The following is a 20,153-nucleotide window of genomic DNA, read 5'->3' on the forward strand; positions in this document are numbered from 1 at the left end:
CCCGCCGATCAGATCAGATCCGAAGTTCCGTTACCGGATCAAACAGACTGATCTGAGACATGTCGGCCGAGAATGTCATGATCTCGCCCGGTTGCGGTGCCCGGTCTGGCCGGACGCGTGCGACGATTTCCTTTCCGCCGATTTCGACAACCGTCATGGTGTCGGCACCGGTCGGCTCAATGACTTCGACCTTACAGTCGAAATTGACATATTGGCTGCCCGGTTGGTCGGAGCCGGTACGCTTGTGCGTAAGGCCTTCCGGGCGGATGCCAAAAACGACATCTTTGCCGACATAGCCCTGATAGCTCTCCGGTGCATCTTTCAGCGGCAGAATGATCGGGTCGTTATCGCGTTTGATCGATACGGCCAGATTGCCATTGTCATTGATCAGGGTTGCATTGATGAAGTTCATCGACGGCGAACCGATGAAGCCGGCAACAAAAATGTTGTTCGGGCGTTCGTAGATATTCTGCGGCGTATCGAACTGCTGCAGGATGCCATCTTTCATGACCGCAATGCGCGAGGCAAGGGTCATGGCTTCGATCTGGTCGTGGGTCACGTAAACGATGGTGGCACCGAGACGCTGATGCAGTTTTTTGATCTCGGTACGCATATCGACGCGCAGCTTGGCATCAAGGTTCGAGAGCGGTTCGTCGAACAGGAAGATATCCGGATCACGAACAAGCGCCCGACCCATTGCAACGCGCTGGCGCTGACCACCCGAAAGCTGGGATGGCTTACGGTCCAACAGGGCTTCGATCTGCAGCAGTTTGGCAACATCGGCAACGGCCTTGTCGCGTTCTGCCGCCGAAACACCACGGATCTCAAGACCGAAGGTAATGTTCTTGCGAACGGTCATATTTGGGTAAAGCGCGTAGGATTGGAACACCATCGCGATGTTGCGGTCCTTGGGATGCACGTCGTTGATCACGCGATCACCGATGCGGATTTCCCCGTCGCTGGAACCTTCAAGACCTGCAATCAGGTTCAGAAGGGTGGATTTGCCGCAACCCGACGGGCCGACCAGAACCAGGAACTCGCCGTCTTCAATAGCAATATTGATTTCTTTGAGAACCTCGACAGGACCGAAGGCCTTGCGAACTTTATCAAGGGTGAGTGATGCCATTTGCTTATCCCTTCACCGAACCGGCGGTCAGGCCGCGGACGAAGTATTTTCCAGCCAGAACATAAACAAGCAGGGTCGGCAGGCCGGTCAGCAGGGCTGTGGCCATATCGACATTGTACTGTTTCACGCCGGTCGTGGTGTTGACGATATTGTTGAGTGCGACAGTCATCGGCGCATTATCGCCAGAGGCGAAGGAAGCACCGAAAAGGAAGTCATTCCAGATCTGGGTAAACTGCCAGATGACCGACACGACGATGATCGGTGTCGAAATCGGCAGAATGATACGCCAGAAAATGGTGAAGAAACCTGCGCCGTCGATGGTGGCTGCCTTCACCAGTTCATCCGGGATCGAAACATAGTAATTGCGGAAGAACAGGGTGGTGAAGCACAGGCCGTAAACGACATGCACAAGAACAAGACCGGTGGTCGAGCTGGCAAGGCCAAGTGACCCCAGAACCTGTGACATCGGCAGCAGAACGACCTGGAACGGAATGAAGCAGCCAAACAGCAGCAGGGCAAAGACGATATTAGCCCCTTTAAAACGCCATTTGGTCAGGGCATATCCGTTGATCGCACCAAGGAATGTCGAAATCAGAACCGCCGGAACCGCCATTTTGACCGAGTTCCAGAAGTAAATTTTGATGCCTGAACATTCAACGCCAACACAGGCTTCATTCCACGCATAGTTCCAGGCATCGAACGTGACGACGCGCGGCAGCGAAATGAGTGAGCCTTCCCGGATTTCATCGAGCGACTTCAACGAGGTCGAAATCATCACGAAAAGCGGGAACAGATAGTAGGCTGCGAACAGGATCAGAACGAGATATAGCAACCCGCGCAGTATGGTATGTTTCCAGCCTGCGTCGTGGCTGTAATGCTGAATATCAGCCATTTTTCTTGCCTCCGCGCAGTTCGGAATACAGATACGGCACAATGATCGCCATTACGGTCGCCAGCATCATCATGGCACTTGCGGCACCAACGCCCAGCTGGTTGCGCTGGAAGGCCATCGTGTACATGAAGGTTGCCGGAAGATCGGACGAATAACCGGGGCCGCCACCGGTAAGCGCAATGACGAGGTCGAAGCTTTTAACGGCCAGATGGGCCAGAACGACGATCGCACTGAGGAAAACCGGACGGATCGACGGGATGATAATGCCGAAATAGATGCGGGGCAGGCTGGCACCATCCATATAGGCTGCGCGAATGATGTCCTGATCGACGCCGCGCAATGCCGCAAGGAACATTGCCATAACAAAACCGGATGCCTGCCAGACGGCTGCGATCACCACGGTATAGATCGCCATGTCCGAATTGACCAGCCAGTCGAATTTGAAGCTGGTCCAACCAAGGTCATGCATCATGCTTTCCAGACCAAGGCCCGGATTGAGAAGCCATTTCCAGACGGTGCCGGTCACGATAAATGACAGGGCCATCGGATAAAGGAAAATCGTGCGAAGTACGCCTTCGGCGCGAATGCGCTGATCCAGAAGGACTGCAAGCAGGCAGCCAAGAAACAGGCAGATAACGATAAAGAGACCGCCGAAAATCAGCAGATTCTCGATGGCAACATGCCAGCGTTCCATTTGCCAGAGGCGTTCGTATTGCCGCAGACCGGCCCAATCCCAGACCGGAAGCATGCGCGATTTCGAAAACGCCATATAGCCTGTCCACAGGATGAACCCGTAGACAAAAAACAGGGACGCAGCAAAGGACGGTGCAACAACGATCTTCGAAAGATGGCGTTGGATGCTGGCCGTCAGGTTGCTTTCGGTGCTTGATGAAGCCCCCATACCCTTTGCCTCAAACAATTAAAGTAGCGGGAATCCGGCCCCGGAAATTTCCGGGGCCGGCGCGTTGTCAGTCAATGTGACTGCACAGGTCAGATGAGATTAGTCTTTGGCCAGTTCAACTGCTTCGACAAGACGCTCGACGGCTTCGTCGGACGACATATCGGAGTTGAAGTGGGCGGTCACGACGTCAACGATCGCACCCGAAAGGTGGCCGCGAAGCGCCATACCGTGTGCCATGGACGGCAGGAAGCCACCAGCATCCTGTGCTGCCAGAAGGTCAGCTTCGGATTTTTTTGCGCAATCGTCGAATTTGTCGAGCGTTACGCCAAGACGTGCCGGAATCGAACCCTTGAGAAGGTTGAAGGTTTCCTGGAATTTTTCACCAACGATCAGTTCTGCAAGCAGTTTCTGACCTTCGACCTTGTCATCGCCGGAAACATTGAACATCGCGAAGCTGTCAACGTTGAACAGGTAACCGTGTTCAGACGGGGTTGCCGAGCAGATGAAGTCTTTGCCCGGGACTTTGCCAGCAGCAAGGAATTCGCCTTTTGCCCAGTCCCCCATGATCTGCATGGCGGCATCGCCATTCATGACCATAGCTGTTGCAAGGTTCCAATCACGACCCGGGAAGTCGGCATCGACATAACCGCGGATTTTACGCATCTGGTCGAACACGGCTTTCATCGTGTCTGATTTCAGCGCGTCTTCGTCGAGATCAACCAGGGCTTGCTGGTAGAATTCCGGGCCGCCAAGCCCAAGAACGACGGTTTCAAAGACGGTTGCATCCTGCCACGGCTGACCACCATGGGCGACAGGCGTGATGCCGGCCGCTTTGAGCTTGTCAGCAAGGGCGTTGAATTCGTCCCAGGTTTTCGGCGCTTCGGTGGCACCAACTTTGGCCAGCAATTCCGGGTTTGCCCAAATCCAGTCAACACGGTGAATGTTTACAGGAACGGCAACATAATCGCCTTCATACTTCATGACGCTCTGAATAGCTGGCGGAATGACTTTGTCCCAGCCTTCTGCTTCGGCAACGTCATTCAGATCGGCAAGTGCACCCTGTTCTGCCCAGTCCTGGATCGCCGGGCCTTTAAGCTGAACAGCGGCCGGGGCATCGCCCGACAGAACGCGCGAACGCAGTACGGTCATTGCGGCGTCACCGCCACCACCGGCAACCGGGCTATCAACCCATTTGCCACCACGTGCTTCGAAATCTTCTTTAAGGGCAGCGACGGCTTTGGCTTCACCGCCCGAAGTCCACCAATGAAGGACTTCGGCAGTCGGTTCGGCATGTGCAAAGCTTGCAGTCGCGAGAGCAGAGAACGCCACACCGGTGGCGAGAATGGTTTTGCGCAGATTCATTTAGGTTTCCTCCCTGGCTTTAAACCAATTGCAGCGACAACATGCTGCCAAGGGGGACCCTTTGCACTCACAAAACTGTAACAGGGCGTTTCCAGAATGCGAACTGAAACAAACTGTTACAAAAATAGCATGATAGTCCTGAATTATATTGCATGGCAGCAAAGGAAATTAGCCTATTTCGCCGCAAGACAGTTATTCCAGTGATGCACAACTGAATGAAATGTGTCCGTATTTGTAACAGCTTGGAACAGGCGTGCCGGTGCAATTTGAATTCAGCATGCGTCCTTCGTAGAAGGTGTGAAAAGCTCTGCGAGAGGGTGAGGGACTTTAGTATTGATGCTGTGCTGCTCTTGGTATCGTACCAGAGATGCCAAGATGCCTTGACATGGAAAGGTTTGGCATTATTAATCGCTACCATGAAAAACGTTATTTGCCTGTTTGCTGATTTCTATTACGGCCCTGCCACATAAGGCGGGAGAGTTTTTCTATGTTCAACCGCTGCGTCGTCGGCGGTTGATTTATAAGGCAGGCACCGGCATCGCAGCTCTTCGGAGACAGACGATGCCTTTTTTATTTCCAGATCACCCGACCATCGGGATTTTCGGGTTCGGCGCCTTTGGTTGTTTGACCGCCCGGCATCTGGCAGATCATTTTCCGGTTTTGGTACATGATGTTAATCCTGATGCGGTTTCGGCATACGTGTCGGAAGCAGCGCATGGAGACATTCGGGCGGCTGATATTCTAAGCGTGGCGAAATGCGATATCGTCATTTTGGCTGTACCGGTTACAGAGATGAGGGCGGTGATCGCACAGATTTCACCGCATTTGCGTGCGGGGGCGATTGTTCTGGATGTAGGGTCCGTGAAAATGGAACCGGTGCGGGCAATGCTTGAAGGGCTTCCCGATCATGTGGATATTATCGGAACCCATCCCCTGTTCGGTCCGCAAAGTGCCCGGGACGGTATTGCCGGGCTCAAGATCGCGATATGTCCTGTTAGGGGGCGCAGATTCCGCCGAATTGCGGCGTTCCTGCGTCACGTTCTTCGGCTTAAGGTGTTTGTTGTTACACCAGATGAGCATGACCGCGAGGCCGCTATCGTGCAGGGGGTGACACACCTGATTGCCAAGGTTCTGGTCCGGATGGATCCATTGCCCGCGCGCATGACAACGGCGAGCTTTGACTTGCTCGTAAAGGCGATCGAAATGGTGCGCTACGATGGGCCCGGCGTTTTCTGGGCGATTGAAAATGCGAACCCTTATGCCGGTGCCGTGCGGGAACAGTTCTTTGAATTGGCGATGGGCGTGCGTGACCAACTTGTCGGTGGTAAATGTTCTGTTGTCGCGGTAACGGCGGAATGAGCGGTGCGAACATGATTGACTATGTTGCGTTGCCGCATGCTCGGCGTACGCTGAAATATATGATTTATTTCAATTTTTCTTTTGATCGGGGCCATAGTGTCACAATTGAACCCATTCAATTGTGACATTTTGGAATAGATGATATGCAATCTTTGGCGGTTGAGACATATGTCACTTGGGGGCATATTGCATTGCAGAAAGTGAAGTGATGAACGCGCCGACCAAAAGCGGAAGACCCGCAGGCAAGCGTTCTTGTTCTTAACCCAAGGAGGTTCAACATGTTCCTGTCCAGTATTCTCGTTGCTGTTCGCCGTTGGGCCTATGCACGCTCTGTCGCGAACGAACTCTACAATCTCGACAAGCGTGATCTGGATGATGTCGGGATTTCCCACTGGCAGATCAAAGACGTAGCGCGCAAAGCTGCTCGTGACGCGATCGCTTAAGCCAGACTGAATTTCGACAGCGCCAGTTTGTAGGCAGCTGTGTAAGCAGAAGCCGGACAATTCGTCCGGCTTTTTGTTTGTCTGGCATTTGATCGGGCCGCTGTTTTGTCGGCAAGCTGGTTTACCACAGGCTCCCCTGACGTGATGGCTTTGGGTTTTTTCCGCGATCCATCTGTTTCAGGAAACTTTCGGCCTGTTGTATCAATGCTGTTTTACTGTTCCCATTCATGCGTGACCAGTTGCGATAAGGCATACCAAGGCGCGGATTTTTGCCGAGTTTTTCGGCATTGCGATCCAGAAAGTGCCAGTAAAGCGCGTTAAAGGGACATGCATCGGGGCCTGTGTTCTTATTGGGGCTGTATTGGCAATCCGAACAGTAATCGGACATCCGGTTGATGTATTTCCCGCTGGCGGCGTAGGGCTTGGACGCCATTTTCCCGCCGTCGGCATAAAGTGCCATGCCAAAGGTGTTGGGAAGTTCGACCCATTCAAATGCGTCGATATAAACGGCCAGATACCATTCACAGACTTCTTTTGGATCAAGTCCGGATAAAAGCGCAAAGTTGCCAATCACCATAAGTCGCTGAATGTGATGAGCATAGGCATTATCAAGTGTTTCGGTGATGGCGTGATGCAGGCAGTTCATCGCAATGTCACCATTCCAGAAAAAGTCGGGCAGAGGGCGCCTGGCATCGAAATAACTGCCTTTTCCATAGTCCCGCCCCATGTGCCAGTAAAGTCCACGCACATATTCACGCCAACCGAGTATCTGACGAATAAAGCCTTCGGCGGCGTTGATCGGCACTTTACCGTTGCGATGGGCATCTTCGGCGGCGCGGCATACTTCATCGGGAAGTAAAAGGCCCACATTGATATAGCCGCTTAGAAGAGCGTGATAAACGGTGCTGCTTTTTACCGTCATCGCATCCTGATAGTCGCCAAATAGCGGCAATCGATGTTCGATAAAGTGATCTAGGGCTTTTAGTGCATCCTGTCGGGTGACCGCCCAGCCGAAACCTTCATGCTTCCCGCAGGCGTTCGGGAAATCTTGTGCAACGTGTTCCAGTAATGTCTGTGTGATCGCGTCTGGTTTGAAAGTGAGGGGGCTTGGTGGTCTTTTATCGTCGGGAAGACGTTTGCGATTATCGTGATCAAAATTCCACTGATCGCCGGACGGTTTTCCTTCCGGTTCCATCAATATGCCGGTCGTACGTCGCAGTTGCCGATAGAAATACTCCATACGGAGTTCCTTGCGGTTCTCGGCAAACTCAGCAAATGCCGAAAGCGGGGCAAAGAAACGATCATCAGCACGAACATCAAGCGTGATATCAAATGTACGGGTCCATTTTGCGACCTCGCCAAATATTCGCCATTCACCTGGCTCCGTAATGATCACCTGTTTCACCGGGTGATGTTTCAACGCCAGTTTCAGGGCATCGGTAAAGCTGCTGGTAGGGTGAGTTTGGTAATCGAAATAACAAACCTCGAAACCCTTTTCGCGCAAATCTTGGGCGAAATGGCGCATGGCAGACAGAATGAAAACGATCTTTTGCCGATGATGCGGAACATAGGTCGCCTCATCACGAGGTTCTGCCATCACAATCACATCCTGCGCCGGATTGGCATCCCGCAGGCTTGAAAGAGTGGTGGAAAGCTGGTCGCCAAGAACAAAGCGAATGGTTTTACAGGCAAGCATTTCCAAGGTGGCTCCGACGGCATGAAGCTGGATCACGACTCGTACGAAGGATTTCGCCTCGAAGATCGGAAAAAAGATCAAAATCAGACGGTAAAGCGCTAACCGATTTTCATTCGCAGGACTAAACACGCGAATGATTTTTACTTGTATGCCGTGAATTGAGAATTAGCGTAAAAATCGGCTAAATTATTGATAATGGTAATCAAAGGCGTGGTTTTCCCTTGAAAAGGGGGATGGTCGATCCCACTATTTGAACAGCCCAATCATCAGGAGTGCCACCATGAAGGGTGATCCCAAGATCATCGGTTATCTTAATCGCGTGCTGACCAATCAGTTGACGGCGATTAACCAGTATTTCCTGCATGCCCGTATGCTTCGCGACTGGGGCGTGGAAGAAATGGGCGAGTACGAATACAAGCTTTCGATCAAGGAAATGAAACGTGCCGATGACACCATCGAGCGCATTCTGTTCCTTGAAGGACTGCCCAACCTCCAGAATTTGAACAAGCTTATGATCGGCGAGAATGTCGAGGAAATCGTTTCCTGCGATATGAAGTTCGAACTGGCAAGCCTTCCGCTTCTGCGCGAGGCGATTACCGCCTGCGAAAAAGCCGAAGATTTCGTAACCCGCGATCTGCTGGTCAAATTCCTTGAAGATCAGGAAGAACATGTCGACTGGCTGGAAACAGAGCAGTGGCAGATCGAAAATGTCGGTATGCAGAATTACATTCAAAGCCGTTCTGGCGACGGCGACTAATACAGCAGGAGCTTAAACGCCATGAAGGGTAACAAGAAGGTTATCGACGCGCTGAACAAACAGCTTACGGCTGAATTGTCTGCTGCAGACCAGTACAACACCCACGCCGAGATGTATCTCGATTGGGGCTTGCATGCGCTTTATACCCGGATGCACCATGAAAAGGACGAGGAACTCGAACATGCAAAACGCCTGATCGAGCGTATCCTGTTCCTTGAAGGCGTGCCCGATACCGCGTCGCGCAGCCCGATCAAGATCGGCAAAACCGTGCCCGAGATGATGAAAAATGATCTTGAGCACGAATATCATGTGATCGATCTTCTGAAAAAGGCGATCAAACTTGCCGAGAAGGAAGAGGATTACCAGACGCGCAATATGCTGACCACGCTGCTTGATGACAGTGAAGAGGATCACGCATATTGGCTGGAACAGCAAATCCGCCTGATCGATATGATGGGCCTGCCGAACTATATCCAGTTCCGCGCTGTGGGCGAACCAAACCCGCACGCCTAAGGTCGATACTTGTCATCAAAAGAACCCCGGCATTGTCCGGGGTTTTTCTTTTTATCCGATGTTTGGTGATGAATTGATAATGCAAAATCAATTCGCCAGTTTCCGCTTGACCTTCCAGTTGCTGGAATCTCTATGGTCGCCCATATCAAGTTATTGACCATGGAATGGTGATCAGAATGGACAGGCGATCAGAAGCCGATATTCCCGAAAACGATGGCAACGGTGCGCCCGGTGCAGTGAAAGCCGTACGCGAGGGATTGAAAGACGAAGTTACCCTGCAGATCGGTGGTATGAGCTGTGCATCCTGTGCCGGGCGAATTGAGAAGGCACTTGCTAAGTTGCCCGGCGTATCGTCCGAGGTGAACCTTGCGCTGAATTCTGCGCATATCACCTTTGATCGTGATCAGACATCTGTGGGGAAACTTGCCGACACCATTCGTTCCGCAGGATATTCCGTGGCGGATGAAAGCCGGTCCTTTGATATTGATGGCATGACCTGTGCCAACTGCGCGCTTCGTGTGGAAAAGGCATTGGGCAAATTGCCCGGCGTTACCGAAGCCAGCGTCAATTTCGCGCTGGAACGTGCCGATATCCGCACCTTGCCCGGGCAGGTGGGGGATGCGGATGTCATTGCCGCGGTTGAAAAGGCTGGCTATCACGCAGTTTCTCGCAACAAGTCCAACCCAACCGACGGGCAGCAGGATTCCGATAAAACCGGTTTTGATAAATCGCTTCTGTGGTTGGGCGCGTCAATCGTCCTGACAGCGCCACTGGTTGCCCAGATGATCTGGATGTATCTGGGGGTCGATTTTCATTTGAAACCGTGGGTCGAACTGGCCCTTGCGACGCCCGTGCAATTCCTGATCGGGTGGCGGTTCTATCGCGGTGCATGGATGGCGTTGCGCAATGGCAGCGCCAATATGGACGTGCTGGTCGCCCTTGGTACATCGGCTGCCTATTTCCTTAGCCTGTATAACATGCTGGTGGCCGGTCATGGCGGGAAGACGCATCTTTATTTCGAAGCGTCGGCTGCGATCATCACCCTGATCCTTGCCGGTAAGATTATGGAAGAGCGCGCCAAACGTGGTGCGTCGGCCGCCATTCGTGAACTGATGGCATTGCGTCCTCGTCGGGCCCGCAAACTTGTTCAGGCCAAGGGTGAAATTGAAATCGATATCGCCGAGCTTGTTATCGGTGATATCGTCCGGGTATTGCCTGGTGAACGGGTTCCCGTCGATGGCAAGGTTTCGGGCGGTGAAAGTGAGCTGGATGAAAGCCTTATCACAGGTGAAACGCGCCCCGTGGCGCGTGTGCCCGGCGATACGGTTGTCGGTGGTGCGGTCAATGGCACCGGGCGGCTGGATATTGAAGTGACTGCAATCGGCGAAGATACAACCCTGTCACGGATCATTCGGCTGGTTGAACAGGCGCAAACCGGAAAGGCACCGGTTCAGAAACTGGTCGACAAGGTGTCCGGGATTTTTGTGCCGGTGGTTATTGTGATTGCCTTGGTTACCTTTGGCGGGTGGCTGTTTTTCGGTGCAGGTATTGAGGCATCGATTGTTGCCGCGGTTTCGGTTCTGGTCATTGCGTGCCCCTGCGCATTGGGGCTTGCAACGCCAACCGCACTGGTGGCCGGGACGGGGGCGGCTGCCAAAAGCGGTATTCTGATCCGCAACTTCGATGCGCTGGAACAGGCGCATAACGTCGATACCGTTATTTTTGATAAAACCGGTACTCTGACAGAAGGCACGCCTACGGTTCGCGATATCATTCCCGGAGAAGGAACAGATAAAACCGAGCTGCTGCGTATGGTCGCAGCCGTTCAGGCCGCGAGTGAACATCCGCTGGCACGTGCCGTTGTCGATACGGCACGGAAACAGGGCGTCAAAGTTCTCGATATCACCGACTTCAGCAGCAAAACGGGTGCCGGTGTTCAGGCAATGGTCGAGGGCCATAAAGTCGTGATCGGGAGTGAGACAATGCTTGCCGATCTTGGTATAGCGTTGCCGGAGGGCGGTCTTGCCCGGCAGATTACCGATCACGAAGGTCGGGGCCAGACCGTTATTCTGGCGGCGATTGATGGTCGTTTTGCCGGGTTCATCACACTCGAAGACCGTATCCGTGCCTCTGCAAAGCAGGCGATTTCCGATCTGAAAGCGCGCGGGATCACCAGCATCATGCTGTCTGGCGATAGCGAAGATGTCGCTGCCTATGTTGCGGGTCAGCTTGGACTGGAACAAGGGCGCGGTCGCATTCGCCCGCAGGACAAGGCGCGGGAGGTCGAAAAACTTCGCAAAAACGGTCGCCATGTCGCGATGGTTGGTGACGGCATCAATGATGCACCTGCATTGGCAGCGGCCGATGTCGGCATTGCCATGGGTGGTGGGACAGATGTTGCCATGGAAACGGCGGGTATCACCCTGATGCGATCTGATCCGGCACTGGTCGCCGGTGCGATTGATGTATCGATCTCGACCCGGCGCAAGATCGCACAAAACCTGTTCTGGGCTTTTGCCTATAACGTTATCGGCGTTCCTTTGGCGGCGTTCGGTATCCTTAGCCCGGCGATTGCAGGGGCTGCGATGGCGCTAAGCTCGGTCTCGGTTGTCAGCAACTCGTTGTTGCTGCGCCGATGGAAAGTACGCGGAGAATAATCATGAACATTTCCGATGCATCACGCGATAGCGGTCTTCCGGCAAAAACCATCCGTTATTACGAGGATATAGGCCTGATAAAACCGGGCCGTCTGGAAAACGGATATCGCGATTACAGCGACGAGGACCTGCACAAACTGCGTTTTCTGCAGCGCGCCCGTGGCCTAGGTTTTTCGGTCGAGGATTGTCGGGTTTTACTCTCGCTTTACGAGGATCGCAATCGGGCCTCGGCGGATGTGAAACAGATTGCCAAAACGCATCTGATCGAGATTGAACGCAAGATCGCGGAACTGCAAAGCCTTCAAAAGACATTGGCGCATCTGGTTGACGCATGCCAAGGCGATCACCGGCCACATTGCCCCATTATCAATGATCTGGCTGGATAGCCTGTTCAGCATGAAAGAAGGAAGAAGTTCGGTGAAAAAGAAGTCGATTTTCGCCATCGGCGGAGCTCTATCTGCAATCTTCGTGATTGGTTTGGTCGTTTATGGCAACAGCCAGACAGAAGATGCCAAACAGGTACGTTTGCTGCCTGATGATTTGCAATTGGTGGCAATGGGCAAGAAAATCTATGATGTCAATTGTGCGTCCTGCCACGGACGCGATTTCAAAGGCGAGGCTAACTGGCGTGAACGGCGCGATGACGGGTTGTTGCCGGCACCACCCCATGACGAAACCGGTCATACGTGGCATCATCCGGATGACTTGCTGTTTGCAATGACCAAGTATGGTCCGGCAAAGATGATCGGCGATGGCTATCAATCGGCAATGCCGGGGTTCGAAGATGTTTTGACCGACGAGGAAATCATTGCGTCGCTGTCTTATATCAAAAGCCGCTGGCCTGAAGAAATCCGGTTGCGTCATGATCAGATCAACCAGTCGGCCACGCAGTAATGCCAACAAAACAAAAGGCCCGGCGATAACAGCCGAGCCTTTCTGATTTCTAACGGTAGATTTAAACGCGGGGCAGGGTGATCCGCACCGTCGTGCCCTTGCCAAGGTCGCTTTCGATGCTAAGCCGACCGCCATGCAATTCGACCAGAAGCTTCGCCAGCGGCAGGCCAAGACCCGTACCGGCACTTTCCTTGACCCCCGAAGGATGCAATTGTGAAAAACGGGCCAGTGCGCGGGGAATGTCATTCGGGCTCATACCGACACCATTGTCCTGCACCGCAAAGCAGATTTCGTCATCCAGTACCGTCAATGTCAGCGAAATCTGGCCCTTGTCGGGGGTGAACTTGGCCGCATTACTCAGGATATTGATCAGGATTTGTTTCAGTTTCAGCCGGTCGCATGGCATCACCAGCGGTTTTTCTGGCAAATTCAGGGTCAGTTTATGATGCCGTTTCTTGATATCGTCGCGAACAAGCTTTGCTGCTTCCTGCGTCACGGAACCGATGTCATCCTCGGCCAGTTGCAGCGCCATCGAACCGTTTGACAGTTTGGAAACATCAAGAACATTGTTCACGAGTTCCAGAAGGTGGGTTCCGGCCTCGTGAACATCTCGTCCGCAATCGCGATAGTTTTCGGAAAGCTCGCCCAGAACACCCTGCGCGATCAGTTCTGAGTTCCCGATGATAGCGTTAAGCGGGGTGCGCAATTCATGCCCCATATTCGCTATGAAGTCCGATTTCGACGCATTGGCATCTGACCGGTCGCGATTCTGTTCCATCAAGGTGCGTTCTGCCTGTTGCTGCCGGTCATTTTCCAGAAGCGTCATCAGGACCGCTGTGCAGGTTTCGCTTTCACGGAAATATTCCAATGGAGCAATGGAGAGATCGCACATATGGCTTTCGTTGCTGGCATTGACCAGCACGATATCCCCGCGCCACGTACGGCCTGATGCGAACACGTCGTCGATGTCATTGAGAAGTCCGGCAGACAGGAAGCCCGCCTTGCGCCCGATCATGCGGTCGCGGGCAACGCCGATCAGATTTGCCATGGCGTCGTTGCATTGCAGAACCTTGCCACTACGTTCGCAAATTACTGCGGCATAGGGCAGTGCATTCAAAACAACCTGATCTGCCAATGGCGCGGTTTCAGCGTCAATCGGGGAGTCTGTGGTCATGTCGGCCCCTGGTCCCATCGTTATCCAGTAATCAATCGTTTAAAAACGGTCGATGCCCAGTCCGAGAAGCGAGATGTCAGGTGTGCGACCGTCGATCAGATCGGCAACCGCCTTTCCAGAACCACAACTCATGGTCCACCCCAATGTCCCGTGCCCCGTGTTAAGATACAGATTATCATATTTGGTATCACTAATAACAGGGGCAGAATCCGGGGTTACGGGACGAAGTCCCGACCAGAACTCGATTGTCGACCGATCCCCGGAATTTGGAAACAATTCGAATGCCTTATCGGCAATCATCTTTTGGCGTCGTTCCGACATTCTGAGGTTGTAGCCGTCCAGTTCCGCTGTCCCTGCAGCCCGAAGCCGGTTTCCAAGCCGCGAATAGACCATCTTTACACTGTCGTCGATCAGGGCCACCTGCGGGGCGCCGTTATATCCCGTGGTATCAATGCTGATCGAATATCCCTTGCATGGGTAAACCGGCAAATGGATGCCAAGGGGCTTTAAAAGAAGCGGACTGTAACTGCCAAGACACATAAGATAGCGATCACCGGAAATATCGCCCTGATCCGTGACGACGGCGGTAATGCGGCCCTGATCCTGTTTCAGTCCGGTGATGATGGTGTCGAGTTTGAATACTGCACCCCGTTGACGGCACCGGTCCGCCAGAAGTTCGGTAAATTTGCGTGCATCGCCGCTTTCATCGTCGGGCGTAAAACTGCCACCGATGATTTTGGCATTGCTGTCGCGCAATGCCGGTTCGATTTCAAGGCATTCCTCGGCACTGACCATATGGCGGTTCAGGCCGAATTCCTGCATTTGGCGTGTTGCCTTTTCAACCGTTGCCAGCTCGTTCTCGTTGCGGCAGACGTGAAGAATACCCTGTTCAAGGTGATCATATTCAAGGCCAAGAGTACTGCGCAGGTCTTTCAGGCAGGCGCGGCTGTATGTCGCGACGCGCAATGCCTTTTCAAGGTTCTCGCGGGCCCGTTTGTCAGTGCAGTTGCGCAGGAAACGCAGGCCCCATGAAAACAATTGCGGGTCCCAGCGCATCCGGAACAGAAGCGGCGCTTCTTCGCGGCCAAGCCATTTCAGAATTTGTGCAGGGGTATGTTCATTTGCCCAGGGGGTAGCGTGGCAGGCGGAAATCTGCCCGCCATTGGCAAAGCTTGTTTCCTGTCCGGCGGCGTGCTGTCGATCAATGACCGTAACCTGATGGCCGTTTTCCAAAAGATACCAGGCCGCCGTCGTCCCGATGACTCCAGCGCCCATCACGACAACATGCATGCCGGAAAAGCCTCGTTGCAGATCGTTAAGTACGCGTTAGTCTCTGACTCGCGATTGCGTTTGCAATATACTGATCAGGAAAACAAATAGCTACCGGTGTCTGTTCGATTTTCGGATGATCGGGCAACTACCCCAAAGTACCGAATGTGACAGGTGAAAATGTTCGAAATCCTGACCACCGAACAGATGTATGAAGCCGACCGCAAAACCATCGACGCCGGAACGGCTGGCGATGTTCTGATGGAAAATGCCGGTGCGGCCGTTGTTGCAGAAATCGTATCGCGCTGGACGCCGCGTTCCGTAACGGTGCTATGTGGTCCGGGCAATAACGGTGGCGACGGATTTGTTGTTGCCCGTCTGCTGCGTCATGCCGGTTGGTCGGTGCGGTTAGGATTACTGTGTGAAGCTGAAAAGCTTACCGGCGATGCCGCATTGAATGCCGGGCGTTGGGACGGTGCGGTCGAGAGGCTTTCGCCCGCATTGCTGGTCGGGGCTGACCTGATTGTTGATTGCCTGTTTGGCGCCGGGCTCGCCCGATCAATCGAAGGTGAACTTGCCGAACTGGTTTGTGCCGTAAATGCCTGTGGCGTGCCGGTTATCGCCGTTGATGTGCCAAGTGGTGTTGATGGTAACGGTGGTGAAGTGCGCGGCGTATCGATCAAGGCGGATGTGACCGTGACATTCTGTCGTTCAAAACCGGGGCATTATTTGTTGCCCGGTCGCGTTTTGTGCGGGCAGTTAATTGTCTGTGATATCGGCATAACCGATCAGACCATCCGCGATATTCGCCCGTCTTTGATGCGGAACGAGCCCGGTATCTGGCGGGCGGGAATACATTGGCCGGGTGTTGACGGACACAAATATCATCGTGGTCATCTGTTGGTGGTGGGTGGTGCATCCATGACCGGGGCAGGGCGACTGGTAGCACGTGCGGCGCGGCGCGCCGGGGCAGGGTTGCTTACGGTTGTTGCTGATCCTTCGGCGCTTCCGGTCTATGCGGCAGACAGCCCGGGCATCATGACGGCCCCGATTGCCAGTATGGACGACCTTTTAAAGGATTGCCGCCACAATGCGCTGATCATCGGGCCGGGATTTGGTGTCGGCGATGAAACATGCAGTCGTATCATTCCGCTGCTGCATTATTGTCGGTGCACGGTTCTGGATGCCGATGCGCTGACAAGCTTTGCCGAACAACCAAGTACGTTGTTTTTCGCCATTCAGGGACCCACGGTCCTGACGCCGCACGAAGGTGAATTTGCCCGTCTGTTTCCTGATATCGAAGGCGATAAGCTAAGTCGTGCGCGTGCTGCTGCCAAGCGAAGCGGGGCAACTGTCCTGATCAAGGGGGCGGATACGGTAATTGCCGCCCCCGATGGCCGGGCAGCAATCAATGCGATTGATGCGCCGTGGCTGGCAACGGCCGGATCGGGTGATGTGCTTGCGGGGATTATTGGCGGACTGATGGCACAGGGCATGGAAATGTTTGATGCGGCCTGCATGGGGGCGTGGCTTCATGCCCGCGCCGGGGCCGATCTTGGCCCGGGGCTGATTGCCGAAGATATCCCGGAACATCTGCCGGTTTTGCTGGGCGAACTTTGGCACGCATTGCCCGAATGATTTAACAGATCGAACACAAATGGTCTGTGTTCCTGTCATTAAGATGGGATTGGATCGACGGCTGGCGGAATGTCGCCGCGATCACAATATCAATGGCAGTGGATATCGCCCGAAATGGGCTGGAAACAAAATAATGTGAAACGCCAAGGCTGTTGCAAATGCGCGGTGGTTCTGCACGGAGCCGACACAACAGGTTTTGGAGAATGGGATGTCGCAGACCTTTCTGGATCGAACGCTTGATAACCTGCGTTCTGCATGGCGCGAATTGCGCGACAGCACGGTCGCACGCGGGCTTGGCTTTGACGAAAACGAGAACCGCAAGGAAAGATGGCGCAACCAGATAGAGGCCTGTCTGGCACGGCGCGGTGGAGCGGTTTCGGCACGTGCGCGGGCGGCGACTTTGGGGCATGACTTTTTGCGCCTTGATGAAGCCGGAAAAAAGGAATTCCTGCACCTTCTGATCACCGAATTTGATGTTGACCGGGATCGGGTTGCCGATGTTGTTTCCGATTGGACGGCGGCGGACGATGTTGCCGAACGTGCCTTGCTGGAAGCAGAATTGCGTACAGCATTGGTACCGCCATTCCGGTCATTGCTGAAAGAATTCAATTCATTACCCCAAGGTGTTAAATTTCTGGTTGATCTTCGTGCGGATCTTTTGCGATGGTGCCGCGAGGCACCGGGGCTTGGCATTCTGGAACGCGATCTGAAAACATTGCTGGCGGGTTGGTTTGACATCGGATTCCTTGAGCTGTCGCGAATCACCTGGAATTCGCCCGCCGCACTGCTTGAAAAACTGATTGCTTATGAAGCGGTTCACGCGATCAAAAGCTGGGATGACCTGAAGGGTCGTCTGGCATCGGATCGTCGTTGCTTTGCGTTTTTCCATCCCGGTATGCCAGATGAACCGCTGATTTTTGTCGAGGTCGCATTGGTCAACGGGATTGCAGGCAGTGTCGACGATCTGATCAACCGGGACGAAGATGCGGCCGATCCCCGGCACGCCGATACGGCAATATTTTATTCGATCTCGAACGCGCAGGCCGGTCTGGCCGGTATCAGTTTTGGCGATTTCCTGATCAAGCGGGTGGTCGCAGAATTGCAGCGTGACCTACCGAACCTTAAACAGTTCAGTACCCTGTCTCCGATTCCGGGATTCCGGTCCTGGGTGCAAAAACAGGTCGACGCACGCCATCGTGGCGAAGTGACCGGTTTACCCGCAATTGCGGGGCCCAGTGTAACAGCCAAGTCGAATAGAGGACTTCCTGTCCATATCGAAGCGGCAATTACCGACTGCGAAGATCTGTTTGAACCGCAACCATCTGCGGAGCGGCCTGAGCAGGTAAGCCCGGAAACGCGCGAGGCACTGGAGCAGTTGTGTTGCTGGTATCTTCTGAATGCCCGGCGTCCTGATAGCGGGACGGCCTTTGATCCGGTTGCGCATTTTCATCTGACCAACGGCGCTCGGGTGGAGAGGCTGAACTGGCTTGGCAATGGAAACGAAGCTGGTTGGCAGCAGTCTTTTGGCATGATGGTCAACTATCTTTACGATCTTGCCGATATCGAAAAGAACCATGAAAGCTATGTCGGGCAGGGTAGAATAGCCGCATCTGGGGCTGTAAAGCGCCTAGCGCGATAGTTTTTTGTACCTTCCAAAAGCGTTGTGAAACGCAGAAATCCTGCCTGTCGGACATTAAATGCAGGCCTGAATGCATCTGTCTAAAAGGCGATGCTTGCATGAGGTGATCGAAGTTTGTATTAAGGCGCACCCACACCGGTACTTCCGGTGTGTTTGGTATGCTTGTGTGCGGGCGTGGCGGAACTGGTAGACGCGCTGGATTTAGGTTCCAGTGGAGCAATCCGTGGGGGTTCGAGTCCCTTCGCCCGTACCATAAGCTGACCATAAATTAAGACCAGGATGCATATTCGTTTAGTCATATTGACTTTCTGACGTCCGGACTGCGTCGCGTAACGGACATTATTCGAACCAAGCAAAAGAGTTATCTATGCAGGTTACTGAAACCAAAAACGAAGGCCTGGCGCGCGAGTTCAAAGTCGTTGTGCCCGCCGCTCAGATCGAAGAAAAAGTCGTCGCCAAACTCGACGAGATCAAAGACCAGGTTCGCCTTCCGGGCTTCCGTCCGGGCAAAGTACCGGCGAAACTGCTGCGCCAGCGCTATGGCCAGGCCGTCATGGGTGAAGTTCTCGAAGCCGCTGTAAACGAAAACACCGGCAAGGTTCTTAACGATAATGACCTGCGCCCGGCCGTTCAGCCGAAAATCGAAGTGACCTCGTTTGACGAAGGCAAGGATCTTGAGTTCGCCATTGCTGTCGAAGTCATCCCGGCCATCGAACCGATGGACTTCAAAAAGCTGAAGCTGACCCGCGAAGTCGTTGAACTTGACGATGCGAAAGTCAATGAAACGCTTGATCGTATTGCAGCAGCGCAGGGCACCACCGAGCCGCTTGCACGCAAGCGCAAATCGAAAGCCGGTGACGTTGTCGTCATCGACTTCCTTGGCAAAATCGGTGGCGAAGCTTTCGAAGGCGGTAAAGCCGAAGATTACGAACTCGAACTTGGTTCGGGCTCGTTCATCGAAGGTTTCGAAGACCAGCTGACCGGTGTTAATGCCGGTGACGAAGTTGTCGTCAAGGTGAAATTCCCGGAAGCCTATGGTGCGGCTGAACTTGCAGGCAAAGATGCCGAGTTCGACGTAACCGTCAAGGAAATCAAGGAAAAGAAACCGGCTGCTCTTGATGATGAACTCGCCAAGAAACTCGGCCAGGAAAGCTTTGACGCGCTTAAAGACGCAATCCGTAAGGATTACGGCCGCGAGTACGAATCGGTTGCCCGTCAGAAACTGAAACGCCAGTTGCTTGACGCACTTGCTGAAAACCACAGCTTCGAACTGCCGACCAGCCTGGTCGAGAACGAGCTGGAAGGCATCATCGGCCAGATCAAACAGGCGCGTGAAGCCGGTCAGGAAGATGACGAAACCAAAGGCAAGTCCGAAGAAGAACTGACCGCCGAGTTCCGCGAAATCGCAGAACGCCGCGTTCTTCTTGGTCTTCTGCTGGCAGAAGTTGGCCGTAAAAACGAAATCCAGGTTACCCAGGAAGACGTAAACAAGGTCCTCGTTGCCGAAGCCCAGAAATATCCGGGCCAGGAACAGCAGGTTATTGAATTCTATAAAAATAACCCGCAGGCCTTGCAGGCGCTTCAGGGCCCTGTATATGAAGACAAGGTCGTGGATTTCATCGTCGAACTCGCCAAGGTAGAAGACAAGACCGTTTCGGTCGAAGACCTTCTGAAACCGGAAGAGGAAGACGAAGCTCCGAAGAAGAAATCGGCTGCCAAGAAGGCGCCGGCTAAAAAAGCTGCAGACAAAGAGGCTCCGGCCAAGAAAGCTGCTGCCAAGAAGCCGGCCGCCAAGAAAAAGGCCGATAAATCGGAAGAGAAGTAATCCGTCCG

17 protein-coding genes and 1 tRNA gene are annotated in these 20,153 nt (G+C 53.6%); 11 read left to right on the forward strand and 7 right to left on the reverse strand.

Annotated elements, in window-relative coordinates; translation table 11 throughout:
* Positions 1 to 13: 13 nt before the first annotated feature.
* The 4 genes from AUP42_RS02270 to AUP42_RS02285 all read right to left on the reverse strand — a co-directional run bounded on the left by AUP42_RS02270 (position 14) and on the right by AUP42_RS02285 (position 4,281).
* Positions 14 to 1,126 (reverse strand): ABC transporter ATP-binding protein, encoded by a 1,113-nt coding sequence (locus AUP42_RS02270; RefSeq protein WP_062948526.1) that lies wholly within the window; start codon positions 1,124 to 1,126, stop codon positions 14 to 16.
* A 4-nt stretch (positions 1,127 to 1,130) separates the two neighbouring features.
* Positions 1,131 to 2,018, reverse strand: coding sequence for a carbohydrate ABC transporter permease (locus AUP42_RS02275; RefSeq protein ID WP_062948528.1), 888 nt, complete (start codon positions 2,016 to 2,018; stop codon positions 1,131 to 1,133).
* A complete protein-coding gene (locus AUP42_RS02280; RefSeq protein ID WP_007089386.1) occupies positions 2,011 to 2,919 on the reverse strand; it encodes a carbohydrate ABC transporter permease in 909 nt (302 codons plus the stop codon). Before AUP42_RS02280 ends, AUP42_RS02275 begins: the two co-directional genes overlap by 8 nt.
* A gap of 99 nt (positions 2,920 to 3,018) precedes the next feature.
* A complete protein-coding gene (locus tag AUP42_RS02285) occupies positions 3,019 to 4,281 on the reverse strand; it encodes an ABC transporter substrate-binding protein (RefSeq protein WP_062948530.1) in 1,263 nt (420 codons plus the stop codon).
* Positions 4,282 to 4,842: 561 nt separating this feature from the next.
* On the opposite strand from AUP42_RS02285, the gene AUP42_RS02290 reads away from it, so the two are divergent.
* Both AUP42_RS02290 and AUP42_RS21160 read left to right on the forward strand, forming a co-directional pair.
* A complete protein-coding gene (locus tag AUP42_RS02290; RefSeq protein ID WP_062948532.1) occupies positions 4,843 to 5,640 on the forward strand; it encodes a prephenate dehydrogenase in 798 nt (265 codons plus the stop codon).
* A gap of 278 nt (positions 5,641 to 5,918) precedes the next feature.
* The gene (locus AUP42_RS21160) at positions 5,919 to 6,083 is read left to right on the forward strand and encodes a DUF1127 domain-containing protein (protein ID WP_007089389.1); all 165 of its coding nucleotides are present in this window, start codon (positions 5,919 to 5,921) and stop codon (positions 6,081 to 6,083) included.
* A gap of 121 nt (positions 6,084 to 6,204) precedes the next feature.
* On the opposite strand, the gene AUP42_RS02295 is transcribed toward AUP42_RS21160, so the two are convergent.
* On the reverse strand, positions 6,205 to 7,779 hold the full coding sequence (locus tag AUP42_RS02295) for a cryptochrome/photolyase family protein (RefSeq protein ID WP_062949327.1): 1,575 nt from the start codon (positions 7,777 to 7,779) through the stop codon (positions 6,205 to 6,207).
* Between the two features lie 280 nt (positions 7,780 to 8,059).
* Between AUP42_RS02295 and bfr (AUP42_RS02300) the strand changes: the two genes are divergently transcribed.
* The 5 genes from bfr (AUP42_RS02300) to AUP42_RS02320 all read left to right on the forward strand — a co-directional run bounded on the left by bfr (AUP42_RS02300) (position 8,060) and on the right by AUP42_RS02320 (position 12,600).
* Positions 8,060 to 8,536, forward strand: coding sequence for a bacterioferritin (gene bfr / locus AUP42_RS02300; RefSeq protein ID WP_062948534.1), 477 nt, complete (start codon positions 8,060 to 8,062; stop codon positions 8,534 to 8,536).
* Between the two features lie 21 nt (positions 8,537 to 8,557).
* Complete coding sequence (gene bfr, locus AUP42_RS02305; protein ID WP_062948536.1) at positions 8,558 to 9,049, forward strand: bacterioferritin; 492 nt, start codon at positions 8,558 to 8,560, stop codon at positions 9,047 to 9,049.
* Between the two features lie 176 nt (positions 9,050 to 9,225).
* Positions 9,226 to 11,706 carry a heavy metal translocating P-type ATPase gene (locus AUP42_RS02310; protein WP_082824652.1) on the forward strand — a complete coding sequence of 827 codons (2,481 nt, stop codon included), beginning with the start codon at positions 9,226 to 9,228 and terminating at the stop codon, positions 11,704 to 11,706.
* A 2-nt stretch (positions 11,707 to 11,708) separates the two neighbouring features.
* The gene (gene cueR, locus AUP42_RS02315) at positions 11,709 to 12,092 is read left to right on the forward strand and encodes a Cu(I)-responsive transcriptional regulator (protein WP_062948538.1); all 384 of its coding nucleotides are present in this window, start codon (positions 11,709 to 11,711) and stop codon (positions 12,090 to 12,092) included.
* 31 nt (positions 12,093 to 12,123) lie between these two features.
* Positions 12,124 to 12,600: a c-type cytochrome gene (locus AUP42_RS02320; protein ID WP_062949331.1), complete on the forward strand. Its 477-nt coding sequence runs from the start codon at positions 12,124 to 12,126 to the stop codon at positions 12,598 to 12,600.
* Positions 12,601 to 12,661: 61 nt separating this feature from the next.
* Here the strand turns inward: AUP42_RS02320 and AUP42_RS02325 are convergent, their stop codons facing one another.
* Together AUP42_RS02325 and AUP42_RS02330 are read right to left on the reverse strand one after the other, a co-directional pair.
* Positions 12,662 to 13,774, reverse strand: coding sequence for a PAS domain-containing sensor histidine kinase (locus AUP42_RS02325; RefSeq protein WP_062948540.1), 1,113 nt, complete (start codon positions 13,772 to 13,774; stop codon positions 12,662 to 12,664).
* Positions 13,775 to 13,813: 39 nt separating this feature from the next.
* Entirely contained in the window at positions 13,814 to 15,064 is a 1,251-nt protein-coding gene (locus tag AUP42_RS02330) for a D-amino acid dehydrogenase (protein WP_062948542.1), read from the reverse strand.
* Between the two features lie 159 nt (positions 15,065 to 15,223).
* Between AUP42_RS02330 and AUP42_RS02335 the strand changes: the two genes are divergently transcribed.
* The 4 genes from AUP42_RS02335 (at position 15,224) to tig (ending at position 20,145) form a co-directional block, all read left to right on the forward strand.
* Positions 15,224 to 16,681, forward strand: a complete 1,458-nt coding sequence (locus tag AUP42_RS02335) for a bifunctional ADP-dependent NAD(P)H-hydrate dehydratase/NAD(P)H-hydrate epimerase (RefSeq protein ID WP_062948544.1) — start codon at positions 15,224 to 15,226, stop codon at positions 16,679 to 16,681.
* 208 nt (positions 16,682 to 16,889) lie between these two features.
* Positions 16,890 to 18,320: a malonyl-CoA decarboxylase gene (locus tag AUP42_RS02340; protein ID WP_082824653.1), complete on the forward strand. Its 1,431-nt coding sequence runs from the start codon at positions 16,890 to 16,892 to the stop codon at positions 18,318 to 18,320.
* A 168-nt stretch (positions 18,321 to 18,488) separates the two neighbouring features.
* Positions 18,489 to 18,573: transfer RNA gene (locus tag AUP42_RS02345), tRNA-Leu, on the forward strand.
* 114 nt (positions 18,574 to 18,687) lie between these two features.
* The gene (gene tig / locus AUP42_RS02350; protein WP_062948546.1) at positions 18,688 to 20,145 is read left to right on the forward strand and encodes a trigger factor; all 1,458 of its coding nucleotides are present in this window, start codon (positions 18,688 to 18,690) and stop codon (positions 20,143 to 20,145) included.
* Positions 20,146 to 20,153: the final 8 nt, after the last annotated feature.

Source organism: Thalassospira lucentensis (assembly GCF_001613805.1).
In the GTDB taxonomy this organism is placed as follows: Bacteria; Pseudomonadota; Alphaproteobacteria; order Rhodospirillales; family Thalassospiraceae; genus Thalassospira; species Thalassospira lucentensis_A.